We start from the raw sequence: 19,983 nt of genomic DNA, 5'->3' as shown, positions 1-19,983 counted from the left end.
TACGCCGAGGCATACGTACCATCAACCCTAAGGGAGTGGTATACTTTTTATAGAATTTAATGAGAGGAGCTGAGACAGTATGGCGAAGAAAGCGCTTTTAACGGGCATGGCCGGGCAAGACGGCGGACATCTTGCAAAATTACTACACGAAAAAGGCTACGAAGTATACGGAGTTGTTCGCGGCCAAATGGAGGCAAGCCATCCACGCTACCAAAAGCTAAAAGCAGAAATGCCATATGCCGAGCTTGTCATGGCCGACTTGCTTGATCTTTCTGCGCTGACTCGTGCGGTTCAGAGTATTAAACCAGACGAAGTGTATAACCTTGCGGCCATCAGTCACGTAGGCTACTCATTCCGCGACCCAATTCTTACGTGTGACGTGACGGGCAAAGGTGTTCTAAATGTGCTTGAAGCAATCCGTCTAAGTGGTCTCGAAAACACAACACGCTTTTATCAGGCTTCTACTTCTGAAATGTTTGGCGGTCTTGACTATAACCGCCCGGGCAAAGGGTATGACGAAGACTCAGTCTTTCATCCACGTAGCCCTTATGGTGTCGCAAAGCTTTATGGTCACTGGATTACTAAAAACTATCGTGAAAGTTACGGCATGCATGCAAGTTGTGGCATACTTTTCAACCACGAAGGCGAACGCCGTGGACCCGAGTTTGTAACGCGCAAAATCAGCCTGTCGGTTGCACGGATCAAGCAGGGTACCCAAGAATATTTGGAGCTTGGCAATCTCGATAGTAAGCGTGATTGGGGATATGCCGGTGACTACGTTGAGGGTATGTGGCGCATGCTCCAACAGGATAAGCCGGACGATTATGTACTTGCGACCGGTCAGACCCATACAATCCGCGATTTTTGTGAACTGGCATTTGCCGAAGTTGGCATGAATCTCACCTGGAGAGGTGAGGGCGAAAAAACAGAAGGTGTTGACGAGGAAGGTCTGGTACGCGTAAAAGTAAACCCAGAATTTTACCGTCCCGCTGAGGTGGACATCTTACTTGGCAACCCAACCAAAGCCGAAACCGTCCTTGGCTGGAAGCGCGCCGTCGACTTTCCCGGCCTTGTAACGCTTATGGTTGAGCATGACCTAGAACTCGAATCCGACTGAACCTTGACCTAACGGTGGTTTTCGTCCTGTAGAAAGTTCGCGGTTGCTGCCGTATTGCCGGCTAGAAGACTAACGGCGTAGCGTAAGGTACGCGCGTCACCTATATCTGCAGGATTACCAACGTAGACCATCTCTACGCTCTGGCTCCGTCGAGCCAACTCTTCAGCCATGGCGAGGTCGGAAGGGCTATCGCCGAATGCGACATAATGTTTGGCTTTCAAGTCTCGGGTTTGGAGAAATTCAAGAAAGCGGTCAGCTCCCAGTGCCTTGCCAACGTAGCGGCTCTCAACGTCAGTTGCAATCGCTGTTTTATCAACTCGGAACATAGCTCCCTCAGGATGTGAATCTAGTAGGGCCTGAAGCTCAGACGCAAAGACAGCTTGTACCACATGGAACTCATCGATATTGGCACCATCAAGCATCTCGACGGAGAACATCGTCTGCTTAGGGTCTAGGTTACCCATAGTGTCGGCATACTTGCTTGCTAACTCATCGACGGCTTGGCTTAAAGTATCTGGCAAACTTAGCGAATCGGCTATGCCATATAAGGGGGTACCGTCTTCGCCAAACGTTGCCCAGGAGGCGCCCTTCTCACCGACGATGATTGCGTTTTGGAGGATGCCCGGGTCGCTAGCTCTTTCCAGCATTGGCTGGACTACGTTGTCGACAACCCACTTTGTTGAACGACCAGTGTTAAATGCGACCGGCAGGCCAGCCTGGAGGCGGTCAATCAGCCCCGTGAAGATAGCCTCTCTATCGACAATCTTTGTCGTAGGGTTGGTTAGCACGCCGTCAACATCGAATAGGTATGCGGTGTCGACTACTCGACGTTCCTCGGGTACTAATCCGACTCGAACCAGCTCGTCATCTAGGTCAGGCAACCCTTGTTCGCTCGGTGTATAAGCCGGAGTATAAGCGTCAAGATTTCTGTCAGCAACGTGCTTGTTCCACATACGCTCAGGGACAAGCTTATTCGCGCCCGGGAAGGTTTTGTAATACTTTGCTACCATTGCATCCATCGTTGTATAATTCTGCGCAACACCTATCTTCGCCTCATTCAACCACTTGTCAGCTGCAGCTTTATTACCTTTTTCGAGCATCAAGCTATATCCGCATGCGAGAAAAGCGGCAGCATGGGTTGGGGGCAGAGGGCAGTGAACCTCTGAAAGTAGTGTCTTGATAGCCTCCGGCGAGGCTGCGATATCGAAAAACTTCTCGTCAAGATCTTCGGGGGCAAGACCTTTATTTTTATTCGAACTCTCGGAGTGCTTTCTGACTTCCTCGAAAGTCAGACGAGTCTTTGCTAGGTAAAGTACCTCAGTGTGTGGCTTAATATTATCATGTGCCATGGCAACGAGACGTATACCCGTGAGCTCCTTTTTATCAAGACCTAATTCTTCCTCCATCTCCTTCGTGACGCTACCCAAGAGACTCTCGGTGGTGACGTCCGGCGGGGTGCCATCTTTTTCACCGTGCTTCTTGGGGGCGGCATCTATCCACCCCGCAGCACTTGCTCCTGGGATATCATTGTAGCTGGCATTACCCCCACTCATTTTACCGTCCAAAAGATTTCGGTGTGATACAGCACGATGTTGCAGGATTAAACGGTTATCAGCAGTGACGAGCGCCAGCGTTACGGCAGCAGCTTCACTTAAATGACCAAGCGCCTCCCTGTGATATATAGGAGACGAGAAGCGATTGTACATATAGAAAGGGACAAGCTGGGCTGAGCCGGTAAGCAGGTTGCTGTTATCTGGGTCCTCCATAAGGTTGCGAAAACCGATTTTCTTACCAAGCCCTTGCCCCGCCACATACTGAAACCTTTGAGTGGCGTAATCGCCTGAGCCTATAACCTGTTGAATGTTTTCTCGAATCCGTTGTACAGCTTGGCTGTCTCCAGTTTGTTCAGCTTGATGTGCCGAAAGGCGTTTCTCCGCAACATATGCAAGCAGGGGCAGTTTAGCAAACCGCATTTCCTCCCAAACCGCAGCTCTTACCTTTTTCGGAATCTCCGGGTCACCCAAGATAGCAAGACTGTCCCCTAAAAGAGCAGTACGCCCAACACCGGTAAGTGATACGTTATAACCTTCTGGATCGGTTGATAAGTGGGTTATAGCAAAGCTACCGCCATCAACGACGGGAGGTCGATCAGGAGTGTTTCCAACAGGGTGAGCCATGACGATATATTATAAACAAAAAGTACTAAAAGTCAAGAATGACCCCTAATGTCTAGGCTAGTCTCGGCTGCGCCAATCGGCGACAACGTCGGCGAGGGTGACTTCCAGAGGGATTTCTGGCTGCCAGCCGGTATCGGCAGTTAGTTTTTCGTGGCTACCGTAAATGTCGGGCGTATCAGAGGGACGCATGCGCGTAGGGTCATTCTCTACGACCGCATGTGAATCGGCAGCCGTAAGAATCAGGTCAAGCATTTCCTGTCCGCTGTAGCTAGTACCGGAACAAATGTTGTATGTCTCGCCGGTTCTACCATGTTCCAACATGAGCCTATAAGCTCGTGCGATATCTCGTACATCTGTGTAGTCCCGTTTTGCATCCATGTTCCCAGCCAAGACTCTATCGGTCTCACCACGCTCCACGTCAATCACTTGCTTGGTCAGGTCAGGTACGATGAAGCCTAGGTTCTGCCCTGGGCCAATATGGTTGAATGGGCGAGCGATGACCACCTCAAACCCGCGCAAATGGTAGTAAAGACCCATTTGCTCCTGACCAATCTTACTGACGGCGTAAGGTGACGACGGGAGTACGTGAGACTCTTCTGTGAGTGGCAGAGAAGCGTTCGGGTCATACAGCGCACCGCTGCTGATAACGACAAATTTCGGTTTTGCACCCTGCTTCGCAGCCTCTTCGAATAAATGCACCTGAAGCCCGACGTTGACCGAAACGTAGGTAAGCGGGTCGTCAAAGGATGGACCAACCGCTGCCATGCCAGCAAGGTGAATGAGGCCAGTTACGCCAGTAAAGTCTATCTGACTTACCTCTTCTGGGTTGTTTAGGTCCGCCACTATGTAGTGCGTAAGACCCTCAGGATCTTTCATGCCCGGAACGCGTGGACCGCCAACACCAATAACCTCATAGCCAGCTTGCGCCAGTTCCAGTACGAGATGGTTGCCCACAAACCCGTTCGCTCCGGTAACGATAACTTTACTCATATCAGATAGTATACGGACGAGCCCTAGGAAAGTAAAACTCTCTTGGTCGGTGAACCATTGATTGTCGGAAAGAGTGATTCACGGTAGAATGTATAGCGTATATGAAGCCTTTTATCGAACGGTACCGTTACCCCGCTATCTTATTGCGTGAGCTTGTGAGGACCGACTTCAAGATTCGCTACAAAGGATCTGTTTTAGGCTACGTGTGGACGGTACTGAAACCACTCGCGCTTTTTGCGATTATGTACGTCATCTTCATACATTTTTTGAAGTTTGGTGCCGATGAGCCGCATTTCGCAGTCGCCCTGTTGCTGGGTATTGTTCTTTGGAACTATTTCACTGAAGTAACTATGAACGGCATGTCCGCAATCGTCGGGAAGGGAGACCTTATGCGAAAACTTTCATTCCCGCGCTACGTCATCGTCATCGCAGGTTCATTCTCTGCTCTTATAAACCTCGCCATTAACCTTGTCATAGTTGGAGTACTCATCGCGGTGAATGGTGTAGAGTTGGCGCCTCGAGCAGTCCTAATTATCCCCGTTGCAATCGAGCTGTTTGTTCTCTCTCTGTCAGTAGCGTTTTTCTTGGCCGCGTTATATGTAAAACTGCGTGACGCAAACTACATTTGGGAGCTTCTACTACAGGTTGGTTTTTATGCAACGCCAATCCTCTATCCGATTTCACTTATAGCCAAGTACTCCCAGGACGCAGCAAAAGTTGCGCTGCTTAATCCACTCGCTCAAATTATTCAGGATGCAAGGTATGCTCTCATAGCACCATCAACAACCACGACGTGGCAAGCCTTCGGCGGTGGCGCCTATGCTTATATACCGCCTACCATCGTCGTACTACTACTAATACTTGCGGTCACGTACTTTAAGCGGCAGTCACCTAGTTTTGCGGAGAATGTTTGATGGGTAATAAGATTGTTGTATCGGTTTCAAACCTTTCAAAAGATTTTCGTTTACCGCACGAGCGAGTAACTTCCATAAAAAGCTTTTTCATACATCCGTTGCTGACACTGCGAGGGCGTAAGGCGGCAACACAGCATGCGCTCAAAGACGTCTCGTTTGATGTTCACGAGGGCGAGTTCTTCGGCATAGTTGGTCGCAATGGAAGCGGCAAAAGCACACTGCTCAAGATGATAGCTGGTATTTACCAGCCAACTGATGGAAAAGTGGGGGTTGCAGGGCGCTTGGTGCCATTCATCGAGCTTGGTGTTGGGTTTAACCCCGAACTGACTGGCCGCGACAATGTGTATCTAAATGGGGCGCTCATGGGCTTCTCCCGCAAAGAGATTGATGCCATGTTTGACGATATTGTATCTTTTGCTGAACTCGAAGAGTTCATGGATCAGAAACTCAAGAACTATTCATCTGGCATGCAGGTTCGGCTAGCGTTCTCCATGGCAACCCGGGCGAAGGCAGACATCTTGCTTATCGATGAGGTGTTAGCAGTCGGGGACGCAGATTTCCAGCGTAAGTGCTTCAACTACTTTAAAAGGCTTAAAAGAGTGGAACTACAGTGATATTTGTCTCGCATGACATGGATGCGGTCCGTGAATATTGTGACAGAGCGATTCTTATTGAGAATAACGAGATTATCGAAGCCGGAGAGACGGATAAGGTAGCTCAAAAATACACTAAATTATTCACAGATAGTACGGCTGAGATTGAATCCCTCGGCGAAGAAAGTAGTCGCTGGGGTAAAGGTGGAATAAAAACGACCAAGGTATCCGTGCGCGCTTCAGAAGCGCGCATAACGATTTTTTATCAGATTGAAGCAAGTACTAACATAGAAAATCCAAACGTTGGGTTACGTATAAGATCTGTGTCGGGCGAAAACATTACAGGAACAAATACAAAAATTGAAAAATTTAAAACGGGCGTAATGTCAGTAGGTGATACTAAGAAACTAGAATGGGAGCTACCAAACGTATTGGCAGATGGTGACTATTATGTGGATGCGGCACTGATTGCCTCGGATGGTATTACGGTCTACGACTGGTGGGATGAAGCGGCACAGTTTAAAGTAAAGAAAGAACGAAACATACCATATTCTATCGACCCAGGCTTTCGCGTTAAATAACCTTACGGGCTATTACTGCGTAGTCTCCATGGCCGTATAAAGTCTCGTACATCTCGGCAATAATTTTGTCTTGATGATTTACCTCTGGACGTACACGATGCAAGGGCACTATCTCAGGCTTGAAGCCGACACTCTCAAGCATAAAAGCAAGGAGTTGGGGTGGAATTGGCTTTTGGTGGGAAGGATCAAGATAGAAGGTATTCGCACCCACCGTGACTGCCTGAGGGTTGGGGGTTTCAAATAATACAAATCCTTGGGGTGATACTGTTCTGTAGCACTGCTCAAATATTTTTAGCAGTGCCTCAAAAGGAATGTGTTCTACTATATGAAAACCTGTTATTGCGGCTAGGGATGAACTTTTTTGCTCCAGTAGAAAACTTAAAGCATCATTTTCAACTGCATCGTAACCTAACTTCTTCGCTCTTTGTACCATGCTTGCGTTCATATCTACGCCAACAGCTTTGAGTTTATTGTCTTTTAGTAAACTGAGTAATTCTCCTCTCCCGCAACCGATATCAATGATTGGTAATTTTTTTGTTATCGGCGACAAAGAAAGAAAAAGTGGTAGGTGCTCAGAAATTCTCTCTTTTATATCTTCTTCTGAACCTCTAAATTTATCCTCAAATAATTTATAAAAATAATCAAACTCATGGTTGTCTGATACAGTATTGTTGACGCTTTCTATTGTTTCTGGAGCTCTCGATTTCGTTAAATGCTTCTCGACATCTAAACGATGCTGCAGACCAAGAATTCTAGAATCTAAGTTGGGTAAGACACTTATCGTATTCAAAATCGACACGATCCGTTCATTGGCTTCCCGTGACAATCTCTCTAGCTCATCAATACGATTCCCCATAGCTGTTTGCGCATCCTCTGTCCGCTTAGCCATATGGGGTAATTGATATATATGCTTCAATAGTTTAACCGGGTAGCCAAGCTTTGTTTTTACCGACATTATTTTTCCTTTCAGCTAACCTTCTATGGTAATTATATATTTCTTATTTGATTTGTACATTATGAGATAACTATATTCTGAAGTGTTTCTATCATTTTTTTCGCCTCACGTGGCCAGCTAAATCTACGTACTTGTTTGAAGCCCTCTGAAATCATATCTTTCTGCAAAGAACTGCTCGACAAAACTACATTAATGGCATCGGCTAATTCACTTACCGACTCAGCACTCACCATTTTCGCGGCATCCCCTACTGCTTCAGGCAAGGAAGAGTTATCAGAAGATATCACCGGAACCCCGCAGGCCATCGCTTCGATAGGGGGTATACCGAACCCTTCGTAAATACTTGGGTAGACGAAAAGACTTGCTCCGCTGTATATTGCTGGTAAGTCGGCGTCATTAACATAGCCAGAGGGGCGCAGAATAGTGTTACCCGCACTCTTTAGCCTTGCTATAATTTCAACTATTTCACCGTCTTGCCATCCTTTTGCACCAACTAAGAGTAAGGGGTGGTTCTTACGTGTGCTTACATCTAGCTTTTCATATGCAAGGAGAAGATTTTTAAGATTTTTCCGAGGCTCGATGTTGCCTACAAATAATATATATTGTCCTAATATTCCATATTTATTTTTTACTTTTTTAATCTCTTTATTAGTGCGTTTATGAAAGACTTCAGTGTTAACGGCAGGATAGTATACCCCAATATGGTCAAGGGGCGTATTATAAAACATGCTAATTTCTTTTTTGCTATTTTTCGAAATCGTAGCAATGTGGGAGGCTCTTTTGGCAGATTTCTTAACTTGGTCTGATAAAAATGCCTGGTTGCGTGGTTCTGCAAATTCTGGGTACTTTTCAAAAGATAGATCATAGATGAAAGGAACAGACTTTGAAAATAATAGAGGCCACGAGGAATAGTTAGGAAAAACATATAGCTCAGGGCCAAATATAAGGTCAAGGGGTGGCTGTTTTCCTCTAATTTTTAAACCATTAGATATTCTCAATGAGAATGGAGACTTGATTAACTTAATATTTTTAAAATCATAGCTACGTGCCTTGTCTATGTGCGGAAAATGAACGAACATGCGGACATCAAGATTAGGGTAATCTGTTAGCTGGGCATCTAGTGCTCGGAATAGTTCTAAACAATAATGACCAATCCCACTAAAATGAGGCATTACGAGGACTTCGCCGTCTATATATACTCTTTTCTTTTTCATAACAAGTTCCATTATACCCGTATCATCCTTTTAAGCGTATCGTTACTCTTATATACTGTAGGCATATGACAAATCAAAAAGAAACTACTGAGCAGCACCTTCGGCGTGCCCTTACTGATGCAATGAGCGAGATTAGCAAGAGAGACCACACAATTGCTTTACTGAATGCAAAGATTAATGAGTTGCATGCAGTATCGGCTGCGGAGGATCGTACAACAATTCTTGTTAGAAAACTGTATAACAAAATAGACAATAAAATTATGAACCACATTAATACTCATGGAACCAGAAAAAAGATCGACATAAAAGTACATCCTAAAATCACTTTAGACGAAGCACTACCACTTAATAAGCTGCATGCCATTGCTATAGGCTACGATATCGACGAGTTTTTTACCTATCACTCAAAAAAACAAGCACACCCACTAAAATTACACTACAGGGTGGGAGCAAAGATATATAGAAGTGGTCGTGATGGGAGTTTTGCTATGATTCGGCGCACACTAGGTAAGGTGAAGGGGTAGAAATGTAATGAGCGGACGGATTTTATTAGTTGATGGTCAGATTCTTCAAACTAACGCACGTGACAGGGGCATGGGCAGATTCTCCTCTCGTCTAATCCTCTCCATAATTGATGAAAATGAGTATGATCATGTAGAGGTTTTGCTTACAAAAAGGACATGTGCAAACCCGGTCAGTAAAGAGTCTATCAAGTCGATGTTCGGTAATGTCCATGTAACATATCTAGACCTTGCCACGACCCTGCACGCCCCTATCGAGAAAGCTAAAGAGCATAATGCTGGTATAATCAATGAATACATAGACAAACATTTTTCCGAAAAGCATACCATTGATTTTTTAATACCGTCACCATTTCAAGAGCCTGCAGTGTCAGTCTATCCCGAAGCTGTAAAAAAAATAGTCGTTTTTTATGACTTAATACCTTTTCTAAACCACACGCGCTACCAGCCGGTAATGCCCTTTGAGAACTATTTAAAACGATTCAACCTTTTGTTTGATGCAGATGCGATTCTAACAATTTCAAAAGCGGTTAAAGATGACGTCATGACATACCTGGGTATCCCAGATGATAGGCTCAAGGTTATTGATGGAGGTCCGATTACGTTAGGCACTCATCCTGTTAAACCAAAGATTGATATTCCTGAATATTTCGTACTAATGCCTACAAGTGATGATCCTAGAAAAAATAACCTTATGGCAGTAATAGCATTCGAGTCGTTTAGAAAATCTCATGCGAAGCCCAGTTATCTTGTGATTACTTCCAAAATTCACAAAAGTGAACGGATTCGGCTCGAAGTTGTATCTAGCAACCTCATCTTTACAGGAAATGTAAGTGATGATGAGCTTGACTGGCTGTACGAGCAAGCAGCAGCGATTCTATTTGTACCGGAGAGCGAAGGGTTAGGTCTACCAATACTCGAGGGGGTCGCAGCGTCAAAACCAATAGTATGTTCATCAATACCTGTATTTCGAGAGATATCTAAAGAAGGACTTTACTACACAGATTACCGCGATCCTATGATGATTGCTGATTGTCTTGAAAACGCCGTCACTGAGGCAAAGGTTGACGATAAAGAATATAAGCGCATACTCGATCATTATTCGTGGAGTGCAACAGGCAAACGTGCAGTAAGCTCTATGCGCGAGGCGAGCATATCAAATACACACGAGCGACCACGTATAGCAATATTCACCCCACGAACTGACGGACTATCTGCGGTGGGTAAAGTCGTATCAGAGGGCCATGCCACTCTAAGTAAATATTTTGACGTCGACTACTATACGGAGCAGGGAGTTAGCAACGTTTCTACAAGGCCTGACTTTTTAAAGCACATAGCTAAATGTTTCCCCGCAGCATGTTTTTCCGTTGAAAAATATCAACAGTACGAAGCCGTTATATATCATATAGGTAATAGTGACTATCATATTTTCAGTATCGCAAACGCACTGTATCTTCCGGGCATTGTGATCCTGCACGATACAAAAATCGGTGAAGCTTTCAGGATTATGGAAGAACAGGACATGATATCTCACGAACGAGCGGTTCTTGAAAAAGTAATTACCGATAAACAGCAGGTTGATACAAGCAGCCATCTTTATTCAATCGTTCAAAGGCAGGTTGGGTTTCTAACGCATTCGAAGTATGCAAGTGAAGCAGTAGCATCTATAGCTGAAGGCAGTTACAAATCGACTATATCTGAGGCTGCTCTACCTACGCACGTTGGGAGAATGGATGAACATCGTAGGTATGATGCAATCACTATTGGACTCGCGGGTATTATCGCGGGTATTAAAGGACTTGATGTAATTAAAACTATTGCATCTGATAATAGTTTTAGAAATACACAGATTCATATGTTTGGCTATAATTTTGCAAGCGAAGAAACGCTCGATGAGATTACCTCGTTTGATAACGTTGAGCTAACCACTAATTTAACGGACTTTGATTTTCAGAATAGTCTCAGGGACTTAGACATATTTGTTAATTATAGGATGAAATATCAGGGCGAAACTTCTCTTTCAACGCTTGAAGCAATGAGACATGGCTGCGTAGTCATTGTCCGCAATATAGGATGGTACTCTCAGCTTCCCGATGATTGTGTAGTAAAGGTGGATAAAGAGCTCGAAGTTGTCGAAGTACTCAAACAACTCATACTTGATAAAGGTAGGCTCACGTCTATTTCAAAAAATGCAAAAGAATATGTTCAAAAGTCTCACTCGCATGAGAAGTACGTGCAGTCACTACTAGGCTTAATTAATGATTCATCTGTTAGCAAATGTGAACCAAATATCGTATCGTCCACCGTTAAAACTGGTTCAATAACAACCGCAGAGGATATGAAGAAGCTAGTACTAAAAAACGAGGCATCAGAATGACGGTCTGGATCGATCTCACAGACTTTCTTCAGTGGAAGGGAAGCCTAACAGGCATACAAAGAATTCAGTATAATCTTTCTAAGCTATATATTGAATCTAAAGAAGTGGTGAAATTCTTTGTATACACGGAGGAAAAAAAGGCGTTCAGCCAGGTTGATTTTATCCCAGATGATATCGTGAAGTCTGGGATTATAGATACAAAGAAAGACCATAAAGTATATACAGAACATACCAAGAAATTTCTAGCAAGGAGCCGTGTTTTTCTTGCGGGTAATCGTACTTCGTATAGGCACGCACATGATACCGTTCGTGTAACAAGCCCGTTTAAGAAAGATGACAAGGTCCTTATTCTGGGAGGAATATGGGTAGGTGAGTTTATAAACGATTTAAAGAAAGCAAAGGAACAACATGGTTTTAAGCTCGTACACTTTGCTTTCGACATGATCCCTACGTTGTTTCCAGGTTTTGTAGTTGATTGGCTTCCTGAAACGTTTACTGATTATCAAAAAAAAGTTTTTTCGATCTCTGAAGGTATTATAGCAATCTCTGAATCAACAGCATCTGATGTACGAGAATTCATAAAGGATCATAGTATACAAAACAGTCCTGCTATTAATGTTGTGAGGATTGGAGAGAATATTGATGAGGTTTCAGGCAGTAATTTACCCGCAAAACTCGGTGATCTTAAGCCAGGATTTATTTTATCTGTCAGCACAGTAGAAGTACGAAAAAATCATTTATCCCTTTTCTATGCGCTGAGAGAAGCAAATCGTAGAGGCATAGTTATACCTATGATTGTTATCGTAGGCCGCAAGGGCTGGCAAACGGATGACTTTAGCTACATCGTCGAACACGACCCTATCGCTAAACAAGGTATACTTGTCATCAACGATGCGGATGATTCCACTCTGGTATGGCTATATTGTAATTGCAGGTTTAGTATCTTCCCATCATTCTATGAGGGTTGGGGTATGCCTGTCGCAGAATCGCTTTCGTATGGAAAATTATGTATTTCGTCAAACACATCTTCATTGCCGGAGATTGCCGGAGACTTAATAGACTATTTTTCACCATACGACACAGGAGATATTCTGTCGTGCATCGTAAAATACCTCGATGACGATACTTTATTAGAAAAAGAGAAGAGTATTCAAGACAGCTACAAACCTACTAGCTGGTATGATATGTTCGATCAGGTTAATGCGTTCGTGAAGAGCGTATAACAAAGAATTACTTCTTCGGTCGGGTGAGGTTTCTTAAACCAGATAGTCTACGCTTTACTGCTATCCGATGCCGAATGGGGAGTGGTTTAACACAACGGTAGTACTGCATATAAGCTGATTCAATAGAGCTAGGCAACGGGTTCCCTAGTACATAATCTTGGTAGTGGAACACCTTTGTTGCATGCGTTCGGGGCATGTCGCGAACACCTCTTTGCTCAACAATTTTAAAGCCACACTTACGCAGTACTGACTTAATTTGCTTTGGATAGTATTCGAGCTTATGTTCAGGATGTATAAATCCAGAAGTATGGATTTGAGTGATGAGACGGTTAGGCGTATCGAGGCTGAATGATCCACCAGGTTTTAGAACCCGATAAGCTTCACGAATCATTAACTCGCCCGCTTCTTCGTCGATATGCTCAATTGACTCGCCTGCCCATACAAGATCCACGCTGTTGTCATCCAGAAAACTAAGATCACTCATGTCACCGAAGTGAACTCGTATTTTGCCTTGAGGAGTTTTTTTAGGTTTTAGCTTCAATTCCTTATACATAGGATCTCGGGAATCAGGAGGTAAATCTACGACGATTATCTCTTCAAAATCATGGGGGTATCCCATCTCGTAGACAGATCCGTTTGCTCCTCCAAGATCAACAATCCTCTTTGCAGGAGGAAGAAGAGATGATACTAGCTGTAAGCGTGCATGGTGAGCGTAGTATAGGTGGAACTCCATTGCTGCATTGCGACTTATTTTTAAGAACTCCGGTGAGAGGAATAACTCAACTGCGTAAAGTCGCGCGTTACCACCACTGGAATTTATGCGTTTTGCTATTGATCCTGCTTTTGTTATGCTGATGGACTTACCTAGCAATAGTTTATTCAGCTCTTTGACTTGTTTCGGAGATATTTTTGCCATACTCTCACTCCATTATAATAGCCTTAAAGTTGAGACAATCTCCACATGAACCACTCAGGTGAAAATTTTGGCTGAATCTTCAGGGCTATTCTGTCACTTGGATTGGTGATAATGAACTCACTTCCTGGCTCGGCTAATCTCATATTCCAAAATGGATAGACACCGTTCACAAGCCAATATTTTCCAGGATTCATATTAATACGAATATTACCTGGGCCAGTCCGTCTCAGAATTATGTGGTTTGGCGACCACTTTTCCACAGTAGCATTGTTTGTTAGGATAAATGTACAGGAGTTAATATCGCTATCGCAACGTATTGTATCTGCCCCGAAAGGCGCAGGATTACGTGTATCAATAAGGGCGTCTCCAGCAATGACCTGACCAATGTTAGACATGGTTGTAGCTGTCAGGTTTTCGTCATATACCGCACCATTCCGCTTTGTGTCGTAATGAATTTGTTGGTTGATGACGTCTGATTCCGGGTAGTCAGCAGCGTGAATAGTGTAAGGTTTTGCGAAAAAGACAGAGCCGAATATAAAAAGCTCAACGACACTGATTGCCACAAGAGCATTAATTACTTTTCGGTACCTATTCAGGGGATATGCCCCAACGAAGAGTATTACCATCAAGGATGACCATACCATCCACCTTGAAGCTACGCGCATATCAGAGAATACTGGGAGATGACTCAAAATATTGTAAGGTGAAACATTACCAATAATTAGCCCAAGACCTAAGAGGAAGAAAACAACGCCGAGGATCAATATAATACCTGGAGATATTCTATTTACGACATGCTTAAACAGAAGCCGCGACCTTATTAGTAAAATAAGACAGATTATCGCGGCAATTCCTGTTGCAAACCCAATATACGCACTTACTTCCATCCACGACCAGTTTGGTATTGTAGGCTGATCAATGTATTGTCGTATCGGACCGAAGATTGAGAATATGCCCTTGAATATGCCTATAGTTTCTTCCGGGAAGAACGATAGATTTCGAGGGTATTCGCGGACGTAACTCATACTTAAAAGCATACGTGGTCCAGCAACCACTAATGTCACAAGCCCCGCCATTACTAACATTTTTATCTCAATAAGATTTAACTCAATAGATACTTTCAGTGAACGCTTTTTTGAAATCTTTAAGCCAATCTTAACGAGTTCTATGATAATAAATAATCCAATAACCGCTAGGCTCATTACGGTGGTATTGTGAGCGGCGGCATTTATCATGAGTCCTAGCAGGAGTCCAAACCACAGCCAACCATGTTTAATTTCTCGACGTCTTATAAAAATGTATAGTAACAAAGGAAAGAACTCGATTGTGAAAAATGTATAGTGGCCAGCTACTCGGTGAGCAAAGAAGCTCCCGAACGTCCACACATAACTTAAAAGAATCGCTGTGATGATTGGTGTCCGGAAGCAGCGATTTAAAAGATAAAACATGCCCCAGAAACCAATTATCAAGTACATGACCAGTGCAATTTTATATCCAAGAATGGATCCAAATACTAGGCCACATAATGTAGGTAAACTTAACAGACCAAATTGCGGGTTAGCAAAGAGCGGAACTCCTCCACTAATCCAAGGATTCCACCATGGGAATTGACCGTATTCCAGCATAGATTTACGAGCTGCTTCTACGGATTGCATTAGGTAGTCAGCATCTCCTGGTGCGAGGAGACTACCAGTCAACAAGAAAGGCGTAGTGTATAGTAGTATTACTAGTGTTAACAGGACTACAAATAGAATTCTATTCCCAGAGAGTATTTTTAAGATATAAGGAATGAATTTGTTATGCATCGATGGGTGACCCTATAATAGCATTATGAATAAAAAACATAAACTAGATATAGATTTGCTACGTAATACAGTACGCTCTAACAAGCGGGTCATAGCATATGTCATATCCGGCGTGTTTGCGCTGGCCATAGATTACATTATTTTTTTGTTGTTTTTATACGCGCTTAACGCGCCTCTCTCGGTCTCCGTCGCTGCTGGGCTTACGAGTGGTTTAATTGCAAGCTTTAGCCTAAACAAGAAATGGACATTTAAGTCGGATTCAAGACACCGCCACTCTGGCGGCAAGCAGTTAATTCTGTACATCCTACTTTTCGTTTTTAATAATTTTTTTACGTATCTATTTATTAGGCTAACACTCCTTATTGGGATTATACCGTTAGTATCAAAGATGCTTGCAACTATTTGTATAACGCTATGGAACTACGTTCTTTATAAAAAAGTTATTTTTCGTTAGACGACGAGTCGTGCTCAATAATGTATAGAGGTCTATCTTTTGCTTCTTCATATATACGCGAAATATACATAGCAATAAGTCCTTGGCAAGCTAGGATAATTCCCACTAGGAAGACTATAAAAGTACCGAGTATACCGGACCCCGTTACATTGAGTTGTAGGGGGTCTCCTAACATAAATTGTTCTACAATAATGAATAATCCCAGCAACACAGATAGTGGAATAATGATTAATCCTAGATAACCCGATGCATATAATGGGAAAGTTGTGAGCGATACAAAGCTGTTAAATGCGAGTTTCACTAGCTTTGAATTTGTGTATGTTGCTTCACCAAACTCGCGTGCATTTGCTGTAAATGTAATATATGTCTTTTTATATCCAAGCCAGTCTATAAGTGCTCGTGTAATTCTGTTTTTTTCTTTTAATTTAGCAAACTCAATTTTTACACTTGCATCTATAAGCCGAAAATCTGTAGACCCAGGTACTAAGTTCTCATTAGCCATGGCGTTGAATAAAGCATAAAAAAGTTTTGAGCCATAACGTTTGATGATGCCCTCTTTTTGATTTGCAGTACGAACGCCGATGACGACTTTGCTGCCTCTTTCCCACTCCTTTAAAAAGTCATCTATACGATCAACAGGGTGTTGCCCATCGGCGTCTACAACTAGGATAGCTTCTCCTGTGGATGATACAATGCCTGCGGTTGTTGCTGCCTCTTTCCCAAAGTTCCTTGAGAACGAAATTATTCGAACTGACTTATCTTTATTCATTATTGATTTTAGAACTTTAAGTGTATCATCAGTGCTTCCGTCGTCTACGAACAGAATCTCGTAGGAGTATCGAGCAGGGAGAGCAGCCTTAAGCCTCTCATAATAATGAGCTATACCGGCATCTTCGTTATATGCAGGCGTTACAATGGAGATTTTTTTACTCATAGAGTTAGTATAGCAAAATCGTCACATTATCTAACTGTCAAGTTTATAGCCATACCGCCGTTATTAAATACTGTCCTACCATCAACAACAGGCGCGAAAGATTCACTGTATGATCCCGGCTGTGACGGAGCCTTAATAGGGAACTCAAACGACCCATTTTCACCAGGTGCCACGCTAGTCTCATTTAACCCAGCTGGTCTAGTGCAGTTGATGAGCCAGCTATTATTACAGATTATGCTTTGTCTCCCCCATGGCCCATAGGTAGCGAGCCTAGTATCGGTTATTGTGAAAGATCCTGATTTTGTCCATGTTGTATTGCCTGTATTCTTAAATACCACTACAGCGTAGGCTGATTGTCCAGTAACAAGGTCTGCATTCCATCCCAATGGAGTTGACTTCGAAGAGTCAGTATAAATTTGTTGCCAAATCGGTTGAGCAGAAAACACTGCAGGCTTGACGCTGAGATTAATAGTCATTGCACCAGAGCTAAATAGTGTTCTTCCGTCAACAATAGGTGCAAATGATTCGCTATAGTTACCAGGCTGTCTTGGTGCTTGTGCAGTGAATTCGAAAGTACCGATTTGCCCAGGATTAACAGTCGCCTCATTGAGCGGAGCGGGCCTCGAGCATTTAATAATCCAAGATTCGTCACAGAGCAGACTATCTCGACCCCATGGCCCATAGGTAGCGAGCCTAGTATCGGTTATTGTGAAAGATCCTGATTTTGTCCATGTTGTATTGCCTGTATTCTTCATGGCGACTACAACATGCGCCTTGCTACCGGCCACTAATTCTGCGTTCCAACCTAAGGAAAATGCCTTTGTATTATCTGTGTATACTTGTTGCCATACGGGTTGAGCAGCGAATATATCAGGGTAGACGTCTATCTTAAATACCATTTCTCCACTCGAGAAAACTGTACGCCCATCGATGATAGGGGTAAATTTCTCAGTGTACGCTCCAGGCCGTGAAGGGGTTTTTAGAACGAACTCGAATGTTCCTAGTGCTCCTGGCGCAACGTTGTTTTCTATTAAAGAACCTGCGCGAGTACATGGGATAACCCATGTAGAATCGTCACACAACAGGCTGGGCCTACCCCACGGGCTAGATGTTGCTAGGCGGGTGTCTGTAATACCGAATGCCCCTGATTTTGTCCACGCAGAGTTACCTGTATTTTTCATGATTACGCGGGCATAAAGCGTTTTGTTTGTGAGAGCACTTGCATTCCAGCCAGCAGGCACCGTTCGATTGCTATCTGAGTATAGTTGCTGATATAAAGGTTGAGCAGAAAATGAAGTGGCCAGAGGGGAGCCAAACCAGTCATTCCACACTCTCCAGAAGTTTCGATTTCCGTAGGCACTACAGCCGTCACCGGTGCCGTACATGTTTGCAAGCGCTGCGGCGTTTGGTTGGTAAGGGGTGTAAGTATATAGTGCCGCGCTAGCTTTTGTTTCTATATGGACATTCCCTGCACCACATCCGGTCGGTGCGACATTCCACAAGATGCTATTTACTTGGTAGGGTTTTTTATATTGCCACCATGACTGAGTCATACTATCTCGGTACCATCTCAATAAATCAGCAGCCTCATCCATCTGGATTGAGAATCCTGCATAGTTACTATCACAATTAGCACTACCTCCCGGGCCACTATCCGGACAGTGCGCACCCATGGCATATAGGTATTGATTTTGGAATGGCCAATCATCTGTCGTGAGGGGGCCAGCCGATTCCGTGTGAAGCTTTATGAGTAGAACCTTGGGGTTAATACTGTACTTTATACTTGCGTTATAAATCATCTGAGCTGCGCTGACTGCACCAGCGGGAATCGGTGCGCCAAATGCGTTGCTAGCGGGAAGCCCTGGCCCCGGCGCTGTCTTCGGTACCTCGTAATAATCTTTTAAACAGGTAAACGGCAAGTTGCTAACGTTACTCTGGTAGTAGCTGCCGTACCTTTGTGCAAAAACGGCTCGAGTCGTTGTCGTCCAGGTGCCCCCCGCAAAAGAAGAAAATTTCGGTTGCCCCGTAGAGGCATTATAGTAGTAGCCAACCGACTTCTGACCATTGTTGTCACAAGCGGGCACTTTGCTATTCAAAAATGCCTGGATATCACCAACGGACATGTCATTGGCATTTGTAAACAATCCATCATCTATGATACGACCTGCTTTCCAGTCACTTGCAGAGACAGCCATGACGGATTGAGCCGGTAGGACTAGGCTCACAGGTAAAAGCAATACGGCAACTAACGTGATTAACCATAACTTACGCATGGTTTATTTCACCTCCAAAGATTGTCCTTGTGAAAGTGTTTGTCCTGAACTTGTTGTTACTGTCAATGTGATCTGCCATTGGCCGACGCCTAGGGTACTTTTTGCGATATTGAATCCGGCGCAAGACGAGAATTCTGGCTGGTAGATTATCTGAGCCTGCTGCTCTGTGCTCTTGCTGCCGTTTTGTGCCTTGAGTACGCATTCTCCCGACGAAACTCCTGAAAGTTTCGTAAGCACGGTTACGGTTTCTCCCTCCTGTTTTACGTCTAGGTTCAGATTGGACTGATTGGGCTGAGGTTCTGATACAGGGGTATCTTGTGAGGGTGTAGTTTTTTGTGAATCATCGAGAAACGACTGTTTCGCTTCCGTGTCAGCTTTTTTTTCTGCTTCTGCCTGCTGCGTAACTTTTTTTTGTTCGGCCGTCTGCGGCATGCGGAGTATGTTTGTTGTTCCTGTTTTTTCGAGTATTGCGATAACTATTCCTAGGCACAGCAAAACCCCAACAAGCAGGGCAAGTTTACGAGAGGTTGAAATATGCGAGAGACGACTTTTCATAGCGAGAGTATTAGCTTAATACAATATACTAGAGTATAACCATATGCTCAATAATTTTCAAGGTCTGTTGTCAATAACCACTACCAGAAGAGTATCCCTTGACGTCAAGGAAAGGAAAAGATGCAATTGATGAAAGCCCCCCGTACACCATTGATACCCTACACAAGCAATTCCCGGATGACGTCGCCTGCCTAGACTTCATGTTCGCTAAACAATACGGCGACCCCCCGCTTGCCCTAAGTGCGGGGTCACTAGGCCTCGGTATTACCGTGTTCGCAGTCGCAAATGCTATGCCCGCAAGGATTGTGGATATCAGCTTAGCCCATGGGACCATAAACCATCTTGCGTAAACGCTTATTCTTAATGTAGTGCACAGTAATGCCC

15 protein-coding genes and 1 pseudogene are annotated in these 19,983 nt (G+C 44.1%); 7 read left to right on the top strand and 9 right to left on the bottom strand.

Translation table 11 applies throughout. The features are described 5' to 3' along the window. The first annotated feature begins 79 nt into the window (after positions 1-79). A complete protein-coding gene (locus IPL85_01895; GenBank protein ID QQS20184.1) occupies positions 80-1,117 on the top strand; it encodes a GDP-mannose 4,6-dehydratase in 1,038 nt (345 codons plus the stop codon). An 8-nt stretch (positions 1,118-1,125) separates the two neighbouring features. Here IPL85_01895 and IPL85_01890 read toward each other — a convergent pair whose 3' ends face one another. Both IPL85_01890 and IPL85_01885 read right to left on the bottom strand, forming a co-directional pair. After that, on the bottom strand, positions 1,126-3,294 hold the full coding sequence (locus IPL85_01890) for a hypothetical protein (protein QQS20183.1): 2,169 nt from the start codon (positions 3,292-3,294) through the stop codon (positions 1,126-1,128). Between the two features lie 57 nt (positions 3,295-3,351). Then, positions 3,352-4,284: a GDP-mannose 4,6-dehydratase gene (locus tag IPL85_01885; protein ID QQS20182.1), complete on the bottom strand. Its 933-nt coding sequence runs from the start codon at positions 4,282-4,284 to the stop codon at positions 3,352-3,354. A gap of 101 nt (positions 4,285-4,385) precedes the next feature. Here IPL85_01885 and IPL85_01880 point away from each other — a divergent pair, with 101 nt between their 5' ends. Both IPL85_01880 and IPL85_01875 read left to right on the top strand, forming a co-directional pair. Next, positions 4,386-5,198, top strand: a complete 813-nt coding sequence (locus IPL85_01880) for an ABC transporter permease (protein ID QQS20181.1) — start codon at positions 4,386-4,388, stop codon at positions 5,196-5,198. Next, positions 5,198-6,372, top strand: a pseudogene (locus tag IPL85_01875) (ABC transporter ATP-binding protein). Before IPL85_01880 ends, IPL85_01875 begins: the two are co-directional and overlap by 1 nt. Here the strand turns inward: IPL85_01875 and IPL85_01870 are convergent. Beyond that, positions 6,365-7,327 (bottom strand): methyltransferase domain-containing protein, encoded by a 963-nt coding sequence (locus tag IPL85_01870; GenBank protein QQS20180.1) that lies wholly within the window; start codon positions 7,325-7,327, stop codon positions 6,365-6,367. The pseudogene IPL85_01875 and the gene IPL85_01870 sit on opposite strands and share 8 nt — an antisense overlap. Positions 7,328-7,386: 59 nt before the next feature. After that, positions 7,387-8,541, bottom strand: a complete 1,155-nt coding sequence (locus tag IPL85_01865) for a glycosyltransferase family 4 protein (protein ID QQS20179.1) — start codon at positions 8,539-8,541, stop codon at positions 7,387-7,389. Positions 8,542-8,606: 65 nt separating this feature from the next. Here IPL85_01865 and IPL85_01860 point away from each other — a divergent pair, with 65 nt between their 5' ends. The 3 genes from IPL85_01860 to IPL85_01850 are packed head-to-tail and all read left to right on the top strand — an operon-like array spanning position 8,607 to position 12,662. Further along, a complete protein-coding gene (locus IPL85_01860) occupies positions 8,607-9,065 on the top strand; it encodes a hypothetical protein (GenBank protein ID QQS20178.1) in 459 nt (152 codons plus the stop codon). Positions 9,066-9,072: 7 nt separating this feature from the next. Beyond that, positions 9,073-11,439, top strand: coding sequence for a glycosyltransferase (locus IPL85_01855; protein QQS20177.1), 2,367 nt, complete (start codon positions 9,073-9,075; stop codon positions 11,437-11,439). Then, positions 11,436-12,662, top strand: coding sequence for a glycosyltransferase family 4 protein (locus IPL85_01850; protein ID QQS20176.1), 1,227 nt, complete (start codon positions 11,436-11,438; stop codon positions 12,660-12,662). Before IPL85_01855 ends, IPL85_01850 begins: the two co-directional genes overlap by 4 nt. A gap of 7 nt (positions 12,663-12,669) precedes the next feature. On the opposite strand, the gene IPL85_01845 is transcribed toward IPL85_01850, so the two are convergent. Together IPL85_01845 and IPL85_01840 are read right to left on the bottom strand one after the other, a co-directional pair. Further along, the gene (locus IPL85_01845; protein QQS20175.1) at positions 12,670-13,578 is read right to left on the bottom strand and encodes a methyltransferase domain-containing protein; all 909 of its coding nucleotides are present in this window, start codon (positions 13,576-13,578) and stop codon (positions 12,670-12,672) included. A gap of 23 nt (positions 13,579-13,601) precedes the next feature. Continuing rightward, entirely contained in the window at positions 13,602-15,278 is a 1,677-nt protein-coding gene (locus IPL85_01840; protein QQS20174.1) for a hypothetical protein, read from the bottom strand. A gap of 130 nt (positions 15,279-15,408) precedes the next feature. On the opposite strand from IPL85_01840, the gene IPL85_01835 reads away from it, so the two are divergent. Then, positions 15,409-15,837, top strand: coding sequence for a GtrA family protein (locus tag IPL85_01835; protein ID QQS20173.1), 429 nt, complete (start codon positions 15,409-15,411; stop codon positions 15,835-15,837). On the opposite strand, the gene IPL85_01830 is transcribed toward IPL85_01835, so the two are convergent. The 3 genes from IPL85_01830 to IPL85_01820 are packed head-to-tail and all read right to left on the bottom strand — an operon-like array spanning position 15,824 to position 19,599. Next, on the bottom strand, positions 15,824-16,771 hold the full coding sequence (locus IPL85_01830) for a glycosyltransferase family 2 protein (GenBank protein QQS20172.1): 948 nt from the start codon (positions 16,769-16,771) through the stop codon (positions 15,824-15,826). The genes IPL85_01835 and IPL85_01830 overlap by 14 nt on opposite strands. A 26-nt stretch (positions 16,772-16,797) precedes the next feature. Beyond that, a complete protein-coding gene (locus IPL85_01825) occupies positions 16,798-19,044 on the bottom strand; it encodes a hypothetical protein (GenBank protein ID QQS20171.1) in 2,247 nt (748 codons plus the stop codon). A gap of 3 nt (positions 19,045-19,047) precedes the next feature. After that, entirely contained in the window at positions 19,048-19,599 is a 552-nt protein-coding gene (locus IPL85_01820) for a hypothetical protein (protein ID QQS20170.1), read from the bottom strand. Between the last annotated feature and the right edge of the window lie 384 nt (positions 19,600-19,983).

Source organism: Candidatus Saccharibacteria bacterium (assembly GCA_016699955.1).
Lineage (GTDB): Bacteria > Patescibacteriota > Saccharimonadia > Saccharimonadales > UBA4665 > JAGXIT01.
Note: the sequence above shows the minus strand (reverse complement) of the source record. Positions and strands in the feature narration are given on the sequence as shown.

Bases quoted from the DNA above. Each gene is read 5' to 3' on its own strand.
- IPL85_01895 (QQS20184.1), top strand. From the start codon at position 80: ATGGCGAAGAAAGCGCTTTTAACGGGCATGGCCGGGCAAGACGGCGGA.
- IPL85_01890 (QQS20183.1), bottom strand. From the start codon at position 3,294: ATGGCTCACCCTGTTGGAAACACTCCTGATCGACCTCCCGTCGTTGAT.
- IPL85_01885 (QQS20182.1), bottom strand. From the start codon at position 4,284: ATGAGTAAAGTTATCGTTACCGGAGCGAACGGGTTTGTGGGCAACCAT.
- IPL85_01880 (QQS20181.1), top strand. From the start codon at position 4,386: ATGAAGCCTTTTATCGAACGGTACCGTTACCCCGCTATCTTATTGCGT.
- IPL85_01870 (QQS20180.1), bottom strand. From the start codon at position 7,327: ATGTCGGTAAAAACAAAGCTTGGCTACCCGGTTAAACTATTGAAGCAT.
- IPL85_01865 (QQS20179.1), bottom strand. From the start codon at position 8,541: ATGAAAAAGAAAAGAGTATATATAGACGGCGAAGTCCTCGTAATGCCT.
- IPL85_01860 (QQS20178.1), top strand. From the start codon at position 8,607: ATGACAAATCAAAAAGAAACTACTGAGCAGCACCTTCGGCGTGCCCTT.
- IPL85_01855 (QQS20177.1), top strand. From the start codon at position 9,073: ATGAGCGGACGGATTTTATTAGTTGATGGTCAGATTCTTCAAACTAAC.
- IPL85_01850 (QQS20176.1), top strand. From the start codon at position 11,436: ATGACGGTCTGGATCGATCTCACAGACTTTCTTCAGTGGAAGGGAAGC.
- IPL85_01845 (QQS20175.1), bottom strand. From the start codon at position 13,578: ATGGCAAAAATATCTCCGAAACAAGTCAAAGAGCTGAATAAACTATTG.
- IPL85_01835 (QQS20173.1), top strand. From the start codon at position 15,409: ATGAATAAAAAACATAAACTAGATATAGATTTGCTACGTAATACAGTA.
- IPL85_01830 (QQS20172.1), bottom strand. From the start codon at position 16,771: ATGAGTAAAAAAATCTCCATTGTAACGCCTGCATATAACGAAGATGCC.
- IPL85_01825 (QQS20171.1), bottom strand. From the start codon at position 19,044: ATGCGTAAGTTATGGTTAATCACGTTAGTTGCCGTATTGCTTTTACCT.
- IPL85_01820 (QQS20170.1), bottom strand. From the start codon at position 19,599: ATGAAAAGTCGTCTCTCGCATATTTCAACCTCTCGTAAACTTGCCCTG.